This is a genomic window from Bradyrhizobium sp. CB82 (assembly GCF_029714405.1).
GTDB lineage: Bacteria > Pseudomonadota > Alphaproteobacteria > Rhizobiales > Xanthobacteraceae > Bradyrhizobium.
The window spans coordinates 7,686,577-7,705,124 of sequence record NZ_CP121650.1; the positions used below are offsets into that span (position 1 = coordinate 7,686,577).

11 protein-coding genes and 1 pseudogene are annotated in these 18,548 nt (G+C 58.5%); 9 read left to right on the forward strand and 3 right to left on the reverse strand.

What is annotated here, in order from left to right; genetic code table 11:
* Position 1: 1 nt before the first annotated feature.
* The 7 genes from QA640_RS37040 to QA640_RS37070 all read left to right on the forward strand — a co-directional run bounded on the left by QA640_RS37040 (position 2) and on the right by QA640_RS37070 (position 8,307).
* Entirely contained in the window at positions 2–793 is a 792-nt protein-coding gene (locus QA640_RS37040; RefSeq protein WP_283037702.1) for a phytanoyl-CoA dioxygenase family protein, read from the forward strand.
* Between the two features lie 8 nt (positions 794–801).
* The gene (locus tag QA640_RS37045; RefSeq protein ID WP_283037703.1) at positions 802–1,131 is read left to right on the forward strand and encodes a cupin domain-containing protein; all 330 of its coding nucleotides are present in this window, start codon (positions 802–804) and stop codon (positions 1,129–1,131) included.
* 1 nt (position 1,132) lies between these two features.
* Positions 1,133–2,716 (forward strand): class I tRNA ligase family protein, encoded by a 1,584-nt coding sequence (locus tag QA640_RS37050; protein ID WP_283037704.1) that lies wholly within the window; start codon positions 1,133–1,135, stop codon positions 2,714–2,716.
* Between the two features lie 10 nt (positions 2,717–2,726).
* Positions 2,727–3,908 carry a PLP-dependent aminotransferase family protein gene (locus QA640_RS37055; RefSeq protein ID WP_283037705.1) on the forward strand — a complete coding sequence of 394 codons (1,182 nt, stop codon included), beginning with the start codon at positions 2,727–2,729 and terminating at the stop codon, positions 3,906–3,908.
* Between the two features lie 1,066 nt (positions 3,909–4,974).
* Positions 4,975–6,291, forward strand: a complete 1,317-nt coding sequence (locus tag QA640_RS37060) for a pitrilysin family protein (RefSeq protein ID WP_283037706.1) — start codon at positions 4,975–4,977, stop codon at positions 6,289–6,291.
* Positions 6,288–7,691 (forward strand): pitrilysin family protein, encoded by a 1,404-nt coding sequence (locus QA640_RS37065; protein ID WP_283037707.1) that lies wholly within the window; start codon positions 6,288–6,290, stop codon positions 7,689–7,691. The genes QA640_RS37060 and QA640_RS37065 overlap by 4 nt, the downstream gene beginning before the upstream one ends.
* A gap of 316 nt (positions 7,692–8,007) precedes the next feature.
* The gene (locus QA640_RS37070) at positions 8,008–8,307 is read left to right on the forward strand and encodes a hypothetical protein (RefSeq protein ID WP_283037708.1); all 300 of its coding nucleotides are present in this window, start codon (positions 8,008–8,010) and stop codon (positions 8,305–8,307) included.
* Between the two features lie 1,549 nt (positions 8,308–9,856).
* On the opposite strand, the pseudogene QA640_RS37075 reads toward QA640_RS37070, so the two are convergent.
* Positions 9,857–11,923: pseudogene (locus tag QA640_RS37075) on the reverse strand (prolyl oligopeptidase family serine peptidase).
* Between the two features lie 1,329 nt (positions 11,924–13,252).
* On the opposite strand from QA640_RS37075, the gene mddA reads away from it, so the two are divergent.
* Both mddA and QA640_RS37085 read left to right on the forward strand, forming a co-directional pair.
* Positions 13,253–14,029, forward strand: coding sequence for a methanethiol S-methyltransferase (mddA, locus tag QA640_RS37080; RefSeq protein ID WP_283037709.1), 777 nt, complete (start codon positions 13,253–13,255; stop codon positions 14,027–14,029).
* Between the two features lie 655 nt (positions 14,030–14,684).
* Positions 14,685–15,425, forward strand: a complete 741-nt coding sequence (locus tag QA640_RS37085) for an outer membrane beta-barrel protein (protein WP_283037710.1) — start codon at positions 14,685–14,687, stop codon at positions 15,423–15,425.
* 1,127 nt (positions 15,426–16,552) lie between these two features.
* Here the strand turns inward: QA640_RS37085 and QA640_RS37090 are convergent.
* Together QA640_RS37090 and QA640_RS37095 are read right to left on the reverse strand one after the other, a co-directional pair.
* Positions 16,553–17,317 carry a LuxR family transcriptional regulator gene (locus tag QA640_RS37090; RefSeq protein WP_283037711.1) on the reverse strand — a complete coding sequence of 255 codons (765 nt, stop codon included), beginning with the start codon at positions 17,315–17,317 and terminating at the stop codon, positions 16,553–16,555.
* 406 nt (positions 17,318–17,723) lie between these two features.
* Entirely contained in the window at positions 17,724–18,053 is a 330-nt protein-coding gene (locus QA640_RS37095; protein ID WP_283037712.1) for a hypothetical protein, read from the reverse strand.
* Positions 18,054–18,548: the final 495 nt, after the last annotated feature.

Here is an 18,548-nt window from a genome sequence, read left to right on the forward strand (position 1 = left end):
AATGCTGACCGACGCACAAAAGGCGAAATGGCATCAAGATGGATATCTTCGGCTTGAAGGCTTCTTTGATACGCCTACGCGTAACAGGATCTCTGATTTCGTGGAGGAGGTCGCGCGCTGGGACGTAAGCACCGACAAATGGATGAAGTGGTTCGAGAAGACCACCGATGATCGTAAGATTATCTCAAAGGTCGAAAACTTCCTGGACTACCATGATGCTCTACGCCAGACGCTGCTGGACGACGGTCGCATTCGCACCGCGATCGAGACGCTACTCGATGAAGACACGCGGATGCTCAAGGAGCTGCTGATCTTCAAATACCCCGATAGCGGCGGATACCGCCCACATCAGGACATTTATCATATCCCGCACAAGCTGCCGGAGCGAATGGTGCATGCCATAGCAGCCATTGCAATCGACGATGCGGCTCCCGACAACGGAGGTCTATTTTTCAGTCCGGGGCGGCATAAGGAGGGGGTCTTTCCCATGGATGCCGGCGGCGTCATCAACCCGGACGTGGCCGAGAGCTTTGAATGGGAACCGACACCGTGGAAGGCGGGCGACGTCTTTATTTTCGACGACTACGCGCCCCACTACTCACTACCGAACAAGAGCGATCGCTCTCGCCGCGTGATTTATTTGGTGTTTCAGCGGGCATCTACCGGCGGCCCTGATCGTGCCGAGTACAACCGGATGAAACGTGCCTATAACCCGCCTGAGGGCAAGGTATCTGACCTTGAAGATCTGAAGAAGCCTAACGGCATCTTTTATCGTGATGACCGCAACTCCTGAGGAAAGACGTGTACACAAAGCAGATCGATCGCTCTCTGATGCGAACCGAATACGGCGCGCTGGTTTGTCGCTTGCTGGAGCATTTGCCGGATGATCTCAGCCCCGAGTTCGGTGCCTCGGTCGTTGAGGTCATACCTGGAGGCGCGGTCGATCTGCACGCACACCATGAGCACGAATTGTGGGTGCTGATCTCTGGTGAAGGAGAATTCGAAGCTGGCGGGCAGACCCGCTCGGTGAAAGACGTGACTTTATTCTACATGCCACCACATCAGATGCACGCGATCCGCAATCTTAGCCAGCAGCGCCCCCTCAAGTTCCTGTCTATCTGGTGGGATTGACGTGCGTACCTATTTCGTATGTCCAGCTCCCCCCTGCCCTAACGGCAAATTGCACCTCGGTCACGTCGGCGGCGTATACTTGCTCGCCGACATCTTCGTACGCTTTCAGCGTATGGCCGGCCATCGCGCGCACTATATCACCGGCGCGGATGAGCACGGCACGTATACGCTCGTCAAGGCGCGAAAGCTCGGGCAGAGCGTTAGCGAGGTCGCACAAAAGCACATTGACGAGATCCTGCAGGGCCTGCGTGCGCTGCAGATCACGCCCGATGTCTTCGTTCGCACGTCCAGCGAGATACACAAGGAGAACGCTCTTTCGATTTTCCGCGAGCTGCAGGAGGCCGGTTATGTCAAGGTCCGAAATGGTGTCCAACTCTATTGCGAGCATTGCGAAGAATTTGTCGCGGATTCGCTTGCCACTGGAAATTGTCCGGCATGCAACTCGGCTACCGACAGTAATTTGTGTGAGACCTGTGGCCTGGCAATTCGGCATGACACATTGCGCAATGCCCGGCACGCCACGTGCGGCCACAAGCTTGGGCTAAGGTCCATTGAGCAAGCCGTGCTCGATACGCCGCGCCTCACCCAGGCGCTGGACACAGCTATTGGACAAAGCGCCTGGCCTGAGTCGATACGAGACCAGGCGCGGGCTTGGCTGGCAAGTGATAAGCATGGTTTGCCGATGTCGCGCCAGTTCAGTCATGGTGTGGAGCTACTTGAGCCTGAAGCTTTGTTCGGCCAAACCCTGCTCACATGGTTCGAAGGCTTGTGGTGCTTTGACACCGGAATTCGGGAGCAATGCGCCAACGACTTTCGGGATGCAAGATCAACCATGCACGACCCTCGCACCAGGCTTGTGTTCTTCATGGGCCAGGACAACCGCTTCTACTACACGATAGGTGTGGCCGGCGTCCTGCTCGCGCGCGGCTATCCAATTCCCACAAATCACTCGGTCCAGGATTTCTACAAGCTCGAAGGTGAAAAGTTTTCAACCGGTCGCGACCATGCGCTTTGGGCCGACGAGGTTGCGCGCGACGTGGATCCCAACGTCATTCGTTACGCGCTCGCTCGAATCGCACGGCCATTCGGCAGAGACGAAAACGAATTCGATGTTGACGGGCTGGTCGCGGCGGCATCACACCTTCGGGTCTTTGAAGATGCATTGCGCCAATATGCAGGCAACGCACGCACATTGGACAGCAGACGTCTGCGGTCTCGTCTGCGCATCCTGGCTCAGCGTTACGCGGATGCAATCGAGGAACTCCGTTTCTGGGACGCGCTTGATTTTGTCGATAGGTACTTCGAGGCAGCCAATTTTGCGCGTGACAACAGCGGCATGTGGAACGCCATGGAGATCTCGCTATTCCTGAGCCTGCTGTATCCTGTGGTACCCGAACTAGCGATGCGATATGGGCGACATTTCTTCGGTGCAGCCTGGCAGCCGTCCTTCAAGTTGGCAGCGAAAGCTACCCTGCCCCCGAAGATAGACTTCCCAGGCATCAACGCCGCGGTACCTGCACATTTTATCGCAGCGTACAACGAGCGTTTTCGCAAACGCCAAGCCAAGCAAAATAGCGGGAGATGAACGAGAAGCCATGAACTCGACTGTCTCCACGCGCAGCTCTCTCGCTCAGGGGTTTGCACCGTTCAGCTACTCGAGTGCGAAGCAGGGCATCAATTTTGCCTATGGGCTTCCCGATCCGGCGATGTTCTCAGAGCTGGCCTGGCCGGACGCATTAAGCCAAAATACCGGCGTCGCCACGGCCGATCTGCTTCAGTATACCGACGCGGTGGGTTTGCCCAAGCTCCGGACACGTCTCGCACAACGCTATAATGTGCAGCATGAGGAGGTTATTCTTACAGCTGGTGCTTCACAAGCTCTGCAATTGATCGGCGACGTCTTGCTCGACCCAGGCGATATCGTTCTGACTGAGGACCCGTCCTACTTGGGTGCACTGCGCATCTTTTCGATCACGGGAGCGACCATCCTCCAGCTTGGGATGAATGCCGATGGCGTCGATCTGAGCGCGCTTGAAACGACCTTGCGCCGCGAGCCCCGCGTGAAACTTTTCTACACGGCGCCAGCATTTCATAATCCGACCGGGCGCCAAATATCGCGCGCCCATATGGCGCGCGTTGCCGGGATGCTAGCCCGGCATGGTGTGGCGTTGGTGCAGGATCTCGTCTATTCGGAGCTGCCGTATGACGGTCCAGCTGATTGGCTGCCGCCGGGTGGCAACGTCATAAATGTCCACAGCATCTCCAAGATCGCGGGACCCGGATTGCGAGTGGGCTGGGTGCTCGCGGATTCAGATGTCATCAACAGCCTGGCGCGCCTCAAATGCGACGGCGGTGTCAGCCCTATAGTCAGCAATATCGTCTTGTCGTTGCTGCAGTCGGACGCACTTGATACGCACATTGTGCGATTACGCCGGCATTATCGTGCCAAGCGGGACAGCTTCCACACGCTACTGCAGCGTAGCCGGTTTTGCGCGCCAGAATATCTCCTTCCAAGCGGTGGTTTCTCGTTTTGGGTACGGCTTGCCGGCGGAATTGAGGCTGAGACTTTCATTGAGGCTGCGCGCTGTGAACATGACGTGCACCTTGTGCACGGCCGTCATTATGGCCCACGAAGTGGCCACCATGTACGCTTGTGCTTTAGCTACCTCCCGACGAACGTCATCGAGGAGGGACTAGCGAGATTGGATAAGCTGCAGGCAAAGCTGCATGTGAGATCGATACGAACGCTCGCCGAAAACGGTCGATTGGAACTGTGACATATCTGAGTGTCCAGCTAGCAGTTGTACTCCGGCTTAATACGTCGGCGAGTCTGAGAAGTGGCATTCATCAATATGCGTGTCATGGGGTCTAAAATGTTTCCCTAAGGGAAGGGATGGCTTGCAACGTCTGGTAACGATAGTTTTCCCTTATGAGCGCCGTTGGGGCGCGACCAGCCGAACGAAAAATCCAAACTAAGCTGCAACAGCAGCTCCAGTTAGGCGAAGACTAAGCTGGGACTTTGGCCGCGCGCGGCTAGTATCCATTGCCCGGGTCGGCCTCGTCGCGATCAGCGGCCGAAATAACGGTCGGCTTTCACCACCTTCCACGGGCTTGATTCACGAATGGCGCCTGAGCTCGCGTTTGATCGCGCCAAAGTCACAGCGCTTCTGCCAAATCAGGCGCAAGCGTTCGCCGGATTTGCATGAAATTTGACGAGGCGACCGTAGCAATCCTGGCCTCCACTTCGCCGCCAGTGATGACAACGGCCGCCAGCCGATCGCGCAAGGCCCGGCTGGGCGTATCGACAGCAGAATGTTTATCATGACGCTGCCGTAGGTCGCTGCGCGGGTGCAACCCCGCTCCGCAGAAGGAGGCCTCTCGATACTGCATCGATAGCCACACCTGTCGCAAAGAGCGCCCAGCGTGTCCGATGTACGACTACGTGTGAATATGCGAACAGGCGTTTTTGGGCGACCACGTTGTAATTCAAAGAGTTTCTTCTTTGGCACGACCAATGCTTTGGGTTAGCCGGCGAACCCGGCGGACCACGATAATACCCCTCGAGCAAGCCGATCTGTCCATCGATTATGCAAGTCATGGAGCAGCAGATAGATGAATTCGATCATGATCTCATCCCTCGTCCGTAACCAGCTGCACTGGACCTTGCAAAAAGTCATCCCAATGCAGCGGCTGACGCACCGGGTCGAGAACAATGCCGCGTCCCACCGGCCACCTGCTTTCGTTCTGCAAATTCTGCCTCGAGTGCGGTCAAGGCGCCGGTCATCACGACCGGTTATTTGCCTTCTAGCGCTGGTCTTGAGCTCGGTCTCCTTGACAGATGCCATGTCAGCCGAGACTCCTGCGAGCTCCGCACCACCCAGCAGCTTCACGCTCGGTAACGGCCTCCAGGTCGTGGTGATCCCCGATCATCGCACGCCCGTGGTCACGGAGATGATCTGGTACAAGGTCGGCTCGGCCGACGAAACGCCCGGCAAATCGGGGCTCGCCCACTTCCTCGAGCATTTGATGTTCAAGGGCACGGAGAAACATCCGGTCGGCGAATTCTCCCAGACCGTGCTGCGCGTCGGCGGCAACGAGAACGCCTCCACCTCGGTCGACTACACCAACTACTATCAGCGCGTGCCGCGCGAGCAGCTGCCGACCATGATGGAGTTCGAGGCCGACCGCATGACCGGCCTCGTGCTCAAGGACGAGAACGTGCTGCCCGAGCGCGACGTCGTGCTCGAGGAGTACAACATGCGCGTTGCCAACAGTCCCGAGGCGCGGCTGAACGAGCAGGTCATGGCCGCGCTCTATCTCAACCATCCCTATGGCCGGCCGGTGATCGGCTGGCACCAGGAAATCGAGAAGCTCAATCGCGAGGATGCGCTGGCGTTCTACCGCCGCTTCTATGCGCCGAACAACGCGATCCTGGTGATCGCCGGCGACGTCGAGGCCGCCGACGTGCGCCCGCTGGTCGAGCGCAATTTCGGCCCGATCCCGGCACAGCCGGTGATCCCCGCGCGACGCATCCGCCCGCAGGAGCCGGAGCCCGCCGCTCCGCGCACCGTCACGCTGTCCGATCCGCGCGTCGAGCAGCCCGGCGTACGCCGGTACTACCTCGTGCCGTCGGCGACCACAGCGGCTGCCGGCGAGAGCGCCGCGCTCGACGTGCTCGCGCAACTGATGGGCAGCGGCAGCAACTCCTATCTCTATCGCGCGCTCGTCGCCGACAAGCCGCTCGCGGTCTCGGCCAGCGCCAGCTATTCGAGCATCTCGCTCGACCCGAGCCAGTTCTCGATCTCGGCCTCGCCCAAGCAGGGCGTCAACTTCGCAGAGGTCGAGCAGGTAATCGACGACGTGATCGCCGACATCGTGCGGAACCCGATCCGGCCTGAGGATCTCGAGCGGGTCAAGACCCAGCTCATTGCGGGAGAGATCTATGCTCGGGACGATCAGGAGTTGCTGGCGTACTGGTATGGCGGCGCGTTGACGACGGGCCAGTCCGTCGAGGACATCCGCAGGCGGCCCGATCGCATCCGCGCCGTCACCGCCGAACAGGTGCGCGCCGCCGCGCAAAAATGGCTCGATAAAAAGCGCTCGGTCACCGGCTACCTGATCAAGGACACCACCACCAAGCGCGAGGAGAAGCGTTCGTGACCTATCCCTTCCCCCGCGTGCGCGGCATCGCGCTCTCCGTCGTCACCTCGGTGACGCTCTCCTTGGCGTCCATCTCGCCGTCGCAGGCCGCGGCCAAGATCCAGCATCTGACCTCGCCCGGCGGTATCGAAGCCTGGTTCGTGCAGGATGCGACCGTGCCGTTGATCGCGATGGAGTATTCCTTTGCCGGCGGCGCGGCACAGGACCCCAAGGACAAGCCGGGCGTCGCCAACCTCGTCGGCGACCTCCTCGGCGAAGGCTCCGGCGATCTCGATTCCAAGTCCTTCCACGAGCGCCTGGACCGCCGCGCCATCAAGCTCTCCTTCAGCGCGACCCGCGACACCTTCCGCGGCAGCCTGCGCATGCTCCGCGACAACAAGGACGAGGCGTTCGACCTGTTGCGGATGGCGCTGACCTTGCCGCATTTCGACACCGCCGACGTCGAGCGCATCCGTTCCCAGGTCATCTCGGGGCTGCGCCGCGACACCACCAATCCGACCGCGCTCGCCAGACGCAAGTTCCTCGAGGTCGCCTTCGGCGATCATCCCTACGGGCGGCAGACCAACGGGACGCTGGAAAGCGTGCCGACGATCACGGTCGCCGACATGAAGGATTATGTTGGCCGCATCCTCGCCAGAGACACGCTGAAGGTCGCGGTCGTCGGCGACGTCGACCCGGCAACCCTCGGCACGCTGCTCGACAAGACGTTCGGCGGCCTGCCGGCCAAAGCGAACCTCACGGCGGTTTCCGACATCGAGGCAACCGCGCCGCCGCAGCGCGCCTTCGTGTCGCTCGACGTGCCGCAGACCGCGATCACCTTCGGCGGCCCCGGCGTGAAGCGCAGCGATCCGAACTTCATGGCCGCCTGCGTCGTCAACCACATCTTGGGCGGCAACGGATTGTCCTCCCGGCTTTTTCGCGAGGTGCGCGAGAAGCGCGGGCTTGCCTATTCGGTGGGTGAATCGCTGTTGTGGATGGAGCACTCGGCCGTCTTCATCGGCAACACCGGCACGCGCGCCGACCGTGCCGGCGATACCATTGACGCCATCGAGAGGGAGGTGCGCCGCATCGCCGAGGAGGGACCGACGCAGAAGGAGCTCGACGAGGCCAAATCGTACCTCAAGGGCTCGCAGATGCTCGCGCTCGACACCTCCTCCAAGCTCGCCCAGACGCTTCTGCAGTATCAGCAGGACAAGCTGCCGATCGACTATATCGAGAAGCGCAACGCCATCGTCGATGCCGTGACGCTGGACGACGCCAGGCAGGCGGCGAAGCGGCTGTGGGGTCAGGGCCTCCTGACCGTGATCGTCGGTCGGACGCCGTGGGCCGCCGCACAGCCCGCCGCAGCAACCCACGCCGAAGTCGAACTGAAGTGCCTTATTGCCGGCAGGGTTCCATAAATCGAATCCTGGCGTATGTTTAATGTGGCGCTTCGCGGTCCAGCGCAAACCGAATCGGGCACGTTAAGCGTCCCGAACGGCAAAACTAGGAGACGATGCGTTTTGGCTCTAGAAGATCTCTGGCACGGGGCTGGACTGCATTATTTCACAATGAGTATTTTGAACCCAAGGGCGGCCGGCAATGTTGCCGGTCGCTCCTTCAAGGAAGCGGACGAGGGGTGGCGTTCCTATGTTGCGACCAGCGTCTCCGCCACGTCGCGGCCTAGCTTGTGATGACTGGCTGGTCTAAATAGACGTACTGCTCGGGAGAGCGTCAATGCGTGATTGGAAAAGCGAGCTCGATGCGCTTGTCGCTGAAGCGATGGCGTTCGCCGGATCGCTGAAGGTGGAGATCGACAAGGCCCCGGCCTCAAACGAAAAAAGTCGTCGACAGGATGGCCGCAGCGTGCCCGACTATGGTGACAGCGAACGCGATCAGATCAGGAAGCGGGTCGAGGGATTCAAGGCCTATCAAGAGCGCTTCATGCGCGAGCGCGAGGAATATGCCAATTCGGTGCTGCGCCGGATCAGGCCGATCACCAAATGCGAAAAGAGCTCGTTGAACGAGCCCTCTTAATTATGTCGTTTTAAGCAATAGGTGCTCAAGGACAAACCTGTGGTCGGAAACTTTCCGTCGTTTCGGTCATCGATAAGCTCCCGCAGACTTACGGCCGTCCCGAACCGCCTTATTCCAGAGCGGAGAGTTTCAAGCTCGCTTTGTGCTAGGTTTTGCGGCCGCACATGTGCCCTCATTACGCTGCAAGCGTTCTTTGTGGAAGTTTTGGAGTGTTGCTCCGAACTTCGCATCGCCACGCTCCGCCTTCTTCGAAGGCGACCGCCGGACTGACTGCAACCAGTATTTGAAATTAACTAGTGTAGCGCCTCAAGAAATTGTTCCCGGTCAGTCCGAGCCCGCTGATCGGCTGTTGAGCCGAGGCTCCATGAGGACGATGCCAATTGTAGCGGTGAGGCCATGGCCGAGCGACCGGATCAGGCGATAAGATTCATAGTGGGAACGGCCTCGTAACAGAGATGCACACCATCAAACTGGCTCGCGATCCGTTACGACCTGGCGCATGCCAGTCTCCGAAGCGTCGACCTCACCGAAGAAGCGAATCTCCCGTTCTGGTCCCTTTCCGCGATCACGATGCCGTTTCTCAGCTGCGCGAGCCGATTCGGACAAAGGCTTCCCTATAATCTGCCACGGTTCGTCCTCCTCTGATGAGTATCGGAGCTCAGTACGCCTGAGTAACCCTCGGACGCGCAGTGTAGGCGCGAGCCACCTCACCGGAAGAGGCGGACATACGGCCTTAAAATCAAGACACGGCGCAGGTCCCATAAAGTAGCTTCCAAGTGACACATGCGCGCTCGATCATGTGGCCAGTGTATCCCGGCGGCTTTTCATGTCGCCGAACGTGTTGCCATACGGTTGCCCGGCGCACCTCGCGTTCCGCACAAGGTGGTCTCGGCGCACAGCCGGTCGATCACGCGGTGAGTGCATGACACCAAACTCAGATGGAACCGAGCTCCCTCTCGCCAATGTACTTGATCTCCGGTGCTTCCGCGCGGTGCTTCTACCGCGCGGCGCCCTGACTATCGTCGGTGTCCGAGCGGGATGCCCAATTTTCGCGCCTTCTGACGCAGCGATCCGGTTGTTCGCTTTGTAAGCTTTGCGATTTTCGAAACGGGTGTCTTCGCCCTCGAATGTGCGCGCAGTTCTTTTACGTCTGTCTTAGTGTACTCGCGACGTACAATCTTCTTGTTCAGCGTCTTGGGCATAACAACTCCGTTAGGATTCTGTGCACACATCTAGCAGGGCCGAAGTGGAGCTGCCAAGCATGCGTGGGTTGCATACGCAAGGCCTCTGAACCCATCGGATACCCCTTCCGCCCAAGCTGAAGGACGGCTCACGGCTAAACTTAGAAGCCAATCTCGCGGCTTGGCCCGCGCGAATATGTCAGTGATAAGCAGGAATCTGCACGTTATAGACTGATCCTGTACGAACGCAGCCCAAGTTTGAAAGTAATGACGTTGCGTATGGCCTATTCCGATCTCTCGCAGGTCAGATCGCTAAACATCCGGTCAGCATTTCCAGGCTGGTGTTTGCGAGTACGGGCGAAGCTCGCTCAGACCATTTCGTCAAGCCAGCCAATCTTGCTTTTCAGGAATTGGAAGCCCAGCACCTGAAAGCCGGCCCGCTCCTTGTTGTCCCGGCCATAGCCGTGACCGCCAGCGGCCGGCTCGTAGAACCAGGCCTCGTAGCCCATCGCCTGGAGTTTCGCCGCCATCTTGCGCGCGTGTCCCGGATGGACGCGATCGTCGCGCCGCGTGGTGGCGATCAGGATCGGCGGATAGGGTTGGCCGGGCTTTGCGGCATGATAGGCCGAATAGGTCTTCAGCCACTCCCAGTCCTCGGGTTTGTCAGGGTCGCCATATTCCGCGATCCAGCTCGCGCCCGCGAGCAGCTTTGTGTAGCGGCGCATGTCGATCAGCGGGATTGTGCAGAACAGCGCGCCGAACCGCTCGGGGTACCGCGTCAGCATGTTGGTGATGAGGATGCCGCCGTTCGATCCTCCCTGCGCCGCGATGCGCTTGGCCTGCGTGACGCCGCGGCGCACGAGATCGGCGGCGACCGCCGCGAAATCATCATGCGACAGCCGCTTGCGGGCAAGCCGCCCGGCATCATGCCATCGCGTGCCGAACTCGCCGCCGCCGCGCAAATGCGCCTGCACCGTGGTGCCCCCAGCTCGAGCCACAGCTTGCCGAGCGCGGAATTGTAGTACGGCTTCACTGAGATGCCGAACCCGCCATAGCCGCTCATATGGACCGGCGCCTCGCCGGTCTCACGCTTCGGCCCGGTCTGCACATAGGGGATGCGCTCGCCGTCGACCGAGATCGCCTCGTGCTGGGTGACACCACCAGACCATCGATGCTAAAGGCCTTTGGCGCCTCCTTCAGCACAGCTGGACTTGCCACTCCTTGCTCCAAGAGCATCAGTAACGGGGGCGTGAGCGGATCCTCGATCTTCGCAAGAAGATCGTCGTTGCTCTCGGATGGATCGCGATCAAGCGGCCAGACATCAACGAGGCCCATATCGGGAAGCATGCTCAGCTGCTCGCGGTTCCAAGTCGTAGTGGACGGCGTCCAACTCTCAAAGACCGGCCGCAGCTCGTCTAGGACGGAGAGGACAGCTTACTGCCCGACCAGAAGAACCCCTACAGTGCTCGCCGCGGGTTTGCCAAAAAAAGCACCGCGAAATTGCGCTTCCCAGCGAGAAAGGCGGCCAACGATATGCCGATCAGGGTATCTGTCGGGTAGATTACTCCGGCAATTGTCGCAGCCGAGCGGAGCTTCACGGCCAACCAATCCTGATGCGCCTCTAGCGAGATATCGGTAGGAAGGTCGAGCTTGATGAGCGCTCCTTTCTCGGTTCCAAACCATGTAAGGGAGTTGAAGAAATTCAGCTGATCGGTGAACCAGACGCGTCTCTCTTGGCCGGTTCGATCGATCCTGCAGCCGACACCAATGCGATCGGTGGTCGTCTCAAACACCACGGCTGCTCGTTCGATTGTTTCACCGCGGCGCCACAATCGCACGGTCCTGTCATAGCCCGACAATGTCGACATGCCCTCGCCGTAGGCGCTGGACAACAGTAGTGTGTCCTGATCGACCCAAGCGGCACTACTCTTCGCCTCCCCAAGCGCAAAACCATCAGGCACAAAATTCTTCGTCGTCAGGTCGAACTCGCGCAGCGTCACGGCGTCGCTGCCGCCCCGTGACAGAGCGAGAATCACTTGCGGCCTACCAGGCAGCATGGCGGTCCAGCTTACAAGCCAGTCCTCGCCTTGCGCGGCCGCGAGCCGATCCACATTAAGTAAAACCTCCCATGACGGCATCGACTTTCGAAATTCTTCTGAAGTCGTCCGACGCCAGAGGCCCCGCGGATTGTCGGCATCTTTCCAAAGATTGTAGAGATGGTCGTCGTGCCGGCTTACGTAGGGTATATTGTCCGCCCGGTCGTATATCGACGCCAACTCGTCGCGATCCCTGGTGAATGTCGCTCCGCCGAACACCTGCAGAGTCTTGCCATTCTGCTGCTCGACAAAGTCGATCGCCTGCGGCCCCTCTATCTCTTCCAACCAGAGATATGGATCATCATCAGGGGCGGAGAGCGTTGGCTTTTCACCGCCCACTTCTGTCGACGAGCTTGCTGCAGCCACAATTCCCTCCCGTATTAGCGACGCTGCGCTTTCAATAAGCCAGCAACATATGGTCTCCAGCCTACAACCTGACGCGCTAGTCACTTCAAGTTCATTGTTTCGAACAAACAGGCTGCAATCGCCGGTGACACAGGGCTTTGCACGGCCTGATGAGCTGGACTTCCGCGCAGCAGGAGAGGATTGCAGCCTATAATCGCTGTTCAGACCGCCGCTTCATGTAAACGGATGACTTGCGGGCATGCCCCAAGGAGGCGCGGCAGGCTTTGCACCCCTTGCGCTCGAATGCGACGATCAGCCGCTGGTCCGGCGGCTATGAGACCCGCAATTGCCGCAGCCGGAGTGCCGCGAGCCAGCTCGAGACGCATTGCGGCCCTTGGCGTGTACGATCGCGGCGTACGGGTCTCGGTCTTGTCGAGCTGATCAAGCAGCTGCCGTGCCTCAGTCATTCCGTTACGCCGGGACCTCAACATATGATCGGGATCCGGTTGACGGTGACTTCTTTTGGAATCAGCAGACTTCCGTTCCCGAAAGCGGAAAGATCGCGGCAGCAACCATGGATCCGCTCCCAATGCTCGACAGGGGCGCACCGCAGCGCCATGCCGCGGGGCGTAGTCGACCGCGATCAGCGAAACGAAAAGCTGGCTGTTTGCCCCTGCGGCTGGACGCGTTAACGGCGTCACCTTTCGAGGTGCTCGGTGCCCGGACATACCTAGTCCGAGCGACCCAGGCGTCCGGCTCTCAATGGGCATCCGAGAATTGCGGCATCAAGTCGCAAGACACAACATCGTCTAGATCCGCGCAAGCGGCGCGAGGAGTGCCTTGCATCACATGGGCGTTCGTCATGCCAGCCGACCGGTGATTACGCCGATGTCAGAATTCCCAAGAGCCTCAGCATTGCTCCCGTTGGGCTGCCCGCCGTTTGGATGTTCTCCGGTCATGCAAGATGTACCTCCAATTCCGCGATCGGCATGCAGTTTGCAAGGATGAGGACGGGAGCTTCGCAACCAATGTTGCCGGCAGCGAAATGCGCCAGGTGTTCACGATGAGACCTGTTCGTTGTCATACCGCTCTGAGGCTAATCCGCCCAGGCCTTCCCTAATCCGCATCACTCAGCGGCGGGGCACACGGTCGGCGGCTCTTTGCTGGTGACGATGATCATCGAGCATTTGGTCGGCGCTGCGCTGCATATGGGCTGCACCTTCAGCACGTGTGCAGGATCATAAGGCTTTGATTGGATGATTGTCCTGACTCCTCAGCACCCACGGCCTTGAGCGAGCCGTTGCCCCAAAACAGAGTCGTTCCATGCTTAAGGTAAACTCCATAAGACGAGCATCGTCCCGGATACGATCGTTACGATTGATCGCTTTCCTCTACGGTTTGGTGGCTTACGGGATATTTCTCTTCACGATTGTCTACGCTATTGGCTTCGTAAGCGGCTTAGGTGTGCCGAAGACGATTGACACGGGGCCTGAGGCGTCGGCCATCGATGCGTTTTCCATAAACACCTTGTTGATGGCTCTGTTTGCTATCCAGCACTCTGGTATGGCGCGCAAGGGGTTCAAGAACTGGTGGACGCGATATGTGCCGAATTGCATTGAACGAAGTACTTACGTGCTCATGGCGAGCCTGTGCCTCATGTTTCTATTCTGGCAGTGGAGGCCGCTTCCGACAGTTGTTTGGCGGGTCGAGGATCCCGACATATTCGTCATGATCGCGACGCTATCATTCATCGGCTGGGCGACGGTGTTCGCCAGCACGTTCCTTATCGATCATTTCGAATTGTTCGGACTGCGTCACGTCACCGCCAATCTCAGGGGGCGCGGCATACCTGCGCCGCAGTTCAAAACGCCGCTGTACTACAAGTTTGTGCGACATCCGATCTATCTCGGCTTCATCATCGCGTTCTGGGCCGCGCCGGTCATGACAATCGGGCATTTACTGTTTGCGGCCGTGACAACCATCTACATCTTTGTCGGAATCTTCTTCGAAGAGCGGGATCTTCTCCGGCTGTTCGGGGAGCAGTACCGCGAATACAAAAGACAAGCCTGGATGCTTATCCCGTGGCGCAAACTGGGCTGACAGGGATCAGATGGAGAATTAGAACTCACCACGAAAAGGTGCATCGCAGGCTCACAGTCAACCTAGAAGACCGGCCCACGATCCACCTCAGGCGCCCTTATGCTTGAAGCAATCGAAGACGGAGCGCTCCTTAGGCACCCTGACATTCGGTGCTACGCATGCAGCAAAGTATCGCCGAGCGAGTCCGGCTCAGCGTAGCGAATTGTCTCAGCCCGCGCCCGTCTCGGTGCCCTCGAACCCGTGAGGAAATAGCGCGCGACTCTCCATGGATCGATGACCATTCAGCGCGGCATCCTTCGCCGCTTATCCCTGCTGATGGATACGATAACTTTCGGGAAGGCACATTTGGTGTCGCTGTGCGTCAAAATGCACTCGTGCCACGCTCCAGTCGGTCCGATCGGCGGAAGCATGTTGGCGATTATCCTTCATCAAGGCGTTTCGACGCACGGCGCCACCTCCGCCATTGTCGGAATTGCAGCATGCATCGGATACAGCTCGATGCGTTCGATGTAGCGCCGTTTAAGCGTACAACCTTACGCAGCGTCAGAATCAAGCCGAATCTTTGAGAGCAAATGTTGCGCTGCAGTTACAGCAATTCGCGTTGGCGCTGTTATGACGCGCGAGGCTGGGGCCACTAAAGGAAATGAAGCTCGAAATGAAGAACTTGTTGCTTATGACTGCGAGCATCGTCGCACTCACGGCTGTGGCGCCTGCATTCGCCGCGGATCTCGCTGCACAACCCGTCTACACCAAGGCGCCACCGCCGCCGGTCGCGGTCGCGCTCTACGACTGGAGCGGCTTCTATGCTGGCATCAACGGCGGTTGGGGCTCGAGCCATAACTCCTGGGATTTTGCAGGCACGACCCCTGAGGGCTCCCACGACGCAAGCGGCGGCACGGTCGGCGGGCAGATCGGCTATCGCTGGCAGCTCGGCCAGACCGTGCTTGGCGTCGAAGGCCAGGGCAACTGGGCCGATTTCGACGGCTCCAATGTCAGCACTGCTTTTCCGGCCAACAGGAACCAAACAAAGATCGAATCGTTCGGCTTGATCACTGGCCAGATCGGGTATGCCATCAGCAACGTACTGCTTTACGCCAAGGGAGGCACTGCAGTCGTGAGCAGCAACTATCAGGTCAACTCTGTTGCTTCAGGCACGCAGCTTGGGAGCGCGGACACGACACGCTGGGGCGGCGTCGTTGGTGCCGGGCTCGAGGTCAACTTCACGCCCAACTGGTCAGCTGGCCTAGAGTATGATCATGTGTTCATGCCGACCAGCGACGTGAACTTCACCGCCGCCGGTGGTGGCTCGCTTGGGAATGATCGCATCCGCCAGGATTTCGATCTCCTCACCGCGCGAGTTAACTACAAGTTTGGCTGGCCCGTAGTTCTCAAATAACGATCTCCTCTCTAAATGGCGATCGAGAGCTCCGGTCCTGTGGCGGCCGGGGCTCTTTTGATAGCGCAAGATGACTTCGGTGCCTCTATTTACCGAAAAATGCCCGCTCTATCGTCCTTGTGTCGGTTCTGAAACTTCAGGGATACGTCGGCCTGTCGGATGTGCTGAGGCGCACCGAGTGTGCACGGCGTAGTGTAAACCGCCGCACAACAACACTCGAGTGTGTCACTGACGGACTGTGCAAGAGCCTCGGCTTCGTTAATCCGGCGTCCTTAAAGCAACTCTCACCCAAGACGTACGGCCTTTTGCTACCTTGATAGCATTAATCCCGATGCTTTGGCTTTCGACAGTCATTGAACACAGCAGACGGCGTTTCCATCAGGCCTGCGAGGTAAGACTGCACCACCTCTCCAAGGCGACAGCAAAGTGGGATGTGTGAGATCTGGATTATCCGCTCGCCCCCGATTGATGTGAGGAGCACGTTAGCGACGCTGATTGCCGCGAGAGGCCGAGCTCGCGGGCATGACTATACGTCATTAGCGACCAGCGCAGCCTCGCGAAGTCCCATCTCGCCCACACGCATTTTTATACCTGACGACGACGGTTAACGTGCATCGGCAGACATTGCTGTTTGTGCACGACGACTTGCATCAATTCGCGTTGGCCGAAGCTTACTCACTACCTCTACGTACTGAGACATGCTGACGCCTAGTTCGGTAGCACCGACGGCAAAGTATACCGCTTTTTTTAAAGCTTCTGCCTTTGCAGAAGACGGCTCTCCCGCAAGCCTGGAATAACCTAACAATCTGTATGACAATCACGTCGCTGTTGATCCTGTGCGCGAAACGCTAAGGAAAAGGCCGTCCAAAGCATATCTTTGACTAAGTGCCATCCAGCGTAGGTGTCTAGCGACACGAGCATAGCTGGTCAGCTTACGCGACCTCTGGTCAGCTGACGACGACCTATTGAGTAGCAGTATCAAATCGTCGATGTCACAAGGATTTAGCCGTCGAGGACTCAATGCCAACCAGCACAGGCTTTTGAGGTCACACGGGCGCCCGGCTCGCTTCTTCCGCAGAGCTTGGGACGTTTGTGGCCGCATCCTTGCGAAGCGGAGGCGACACCAGTTAGGCCACCATCGGCGTTACCAACGCAGGCTCCGCAAATTCAATGAGCCCAAGACGGATCGCCTTTACAAGACCTTGAGTTCGGTTCGACGAACCCAGCTTTCGTATTGCGTTCTTCACATGGAAATTCACCGTATTCTCGCTGACGTTCAGTATCTTTCCGATTTCCCAGGACGATTTGCCCTCCGCGACCCATCGCAGACAATCCTTTTCGCGCTCGGATAGGCTCACTTTTCTGTTCGAGACCCTATCCGACGGCCTTGCGATCTCCGCAAACGCAATATGGAAGTGCCAAGCCAGCGCGTTGAGATGCTTCACATTCCTCTGAGGATCGGCATCATCACAACGGGATGCGAATGATATCACAGATATTCGCCCTGATGGCCCAAACAATGGCACGCTGACACCGTGCTTCAGACCTGCTTCTCTGGCCTCCTGTAGCACACGCTGTTCACATGCCTGCAGTTGATGTTCTTTTGCGAGCTCGTCCCATAGATATGGCCCCGCAAACATCGGTGTCCGCCGGACGACCGGATCGACAATGTAGTACTTGCGTTCCAAATAGCGCTGGCACCAGTCAGGCGGAACCTTTATAGCTACCAGAGGCGGTGGACACCCCGGTAGACGAAGCGGCTCCGCGAAGGTAAGTGCTCCGTAAGCGACCTCAGTGAACCCCTCTTCGCTCGCACAGCTCACAAGTAAATCAAACAGCGCTTTGAGAGATTGCGTTTGATTCGCGCATTCGACGAAGCTAAAGAGATTCATAAGGCGCCTCACGTGATCGAGCCGAAGGGCCGTTGTGCGCCGTTCGATTGAGTCGGTTTCAGGCGGAGATTCGCTGAATTTCTGACATGCTCCAGCTCGCAACGCAGTCGCGCTAGTGGGGCGATAGCTACGGGGCGAAAAGGGCTGTCAGCGAGGGGGCGACGTACACTCCTTGCCCATATGGACAAAGTCGGACCGACGGCGTGTTTTCGCCGATTTGCATGGCAGTGTCCAAATTGCTTCGGCGCGCGCTCAAATGATGGGGGATCGCGCGGGAGACGCCCGCGCCGATACTTTGCGCTAGGCTGAATAGCGTTGTCGGTCTCTTCGCTACGCCAAACGCGCGCCAGCCAATTCTCCGATCGGGCGTAGGCAGAGATCCCAAATTCTGGCCTTGGGCAGGCAATTAAGCCGCACTGCGCAGATCGGCCCGATGGTGCCGGGCTCCAGCTGTTTGGTATCGATACGCTTGGTAGCGAATATGAGTTCGTCCCGACTCGATCGCCAATTGATCGTCGCGTATTACGACTGCCAACGGATGCATAACCGGCAGCGAGCCGAACTCGGCGAAGACCCGACCTTTGAAATACATGGCGATCGCCGATCCGACTTTCGGTAAGGAATAGGGCCCGTTTGCTGTGCCAATTGTAAGAACGCTGTGGTTGCCGTCGAGCTCTTCGCCCAGGCACATCGTTCCCTTCGGCGCGAACCGATCGACCCGGTTGATACTGATCACCGCCCTGGCGCCCAATGACATTGGCGAGAAGCCGCGCGCCGGTACGGGCAAGCCCCGGAGCCCGATTGATGTAGAAGACACTGAGCATCCGCTTCTCCGAGAAGTTTGCAAGGGACGAAATGAGCACAGCAAGTGTCGTACCAGTCGCGCCCGTGGGAAACTCAGTCGTCAAGACAAGCACTTGGAAGAGATTGACGGGTCTTAACCGAATTGAAGCACTGCGACATACGTCGGATTTACGACAGGGCTGCTTGTACTAGCCGCGACGCACTCGACGTAGATCAAGGAATCTCGTGATTATGGGACGGCATAAGATTTCATGCTCGCACGAAAAGCTGAACGCGCAAACACGGCTACACGCACGCGAGCGGCCGAATATTTTACCGATTTGCGCCGGACGATGAATGCATTTCCGGCCCAGTTAGGATCTCGCAATACGATTGGCACCGATTAGCACGAAACCTAAAATTCTATGCCCCAGGCTTGCCTACATCC

Coding starts and splice junctions, on each gene's coding strand:
- QA640_RS37060 (WP_283037706.1), top strand. CDS start 4,975: ATGTCAGCCGAGACTCCTGCGAGCTCCGCACCACCCAGCAGCTTCACG.
- QA640_RS37040 (WP_283037702.1), top strand. CDS start 2: ATGCTGACCGACGCACAAAAGGCGAAATGGCATCAAGATGGATATCTT.
- mddA (WP_283037709.1), top strand. CDS start 13,253: ATGCTTAAGGTAAACTCCATAAGACGAGCATCGTCCCGGATACGATCG.
- QA640_RS37085 (WP_283037710.1), top strand. CDS start 14,685: ATGAAGAACTTGTTGCTTATGACTGCGAGCATCGTCGCACTCACGGCT.
- QA640_RS37055 (WP_283037705.1), top strand. CDS start 2,727: ATGAACTCGACTGTCTCCACGCGCAGCTCTCTCGCTCAGGGGTTTGCA.
- QA640_RS37070 (WP_283037708.1), top strand. CDS start 8,008: ATGCGTGATTGGAAAAGCGAGCTCGATGCGCTTGTCGCTGAAGCGATG.
- QA640_RS37090 (WP_283037711.1), bottom strand. CDS start 17,317: ATGAATCTCTTTAGCTTCGTCGAATGCGCGAATCAAACGCAATCTCTC.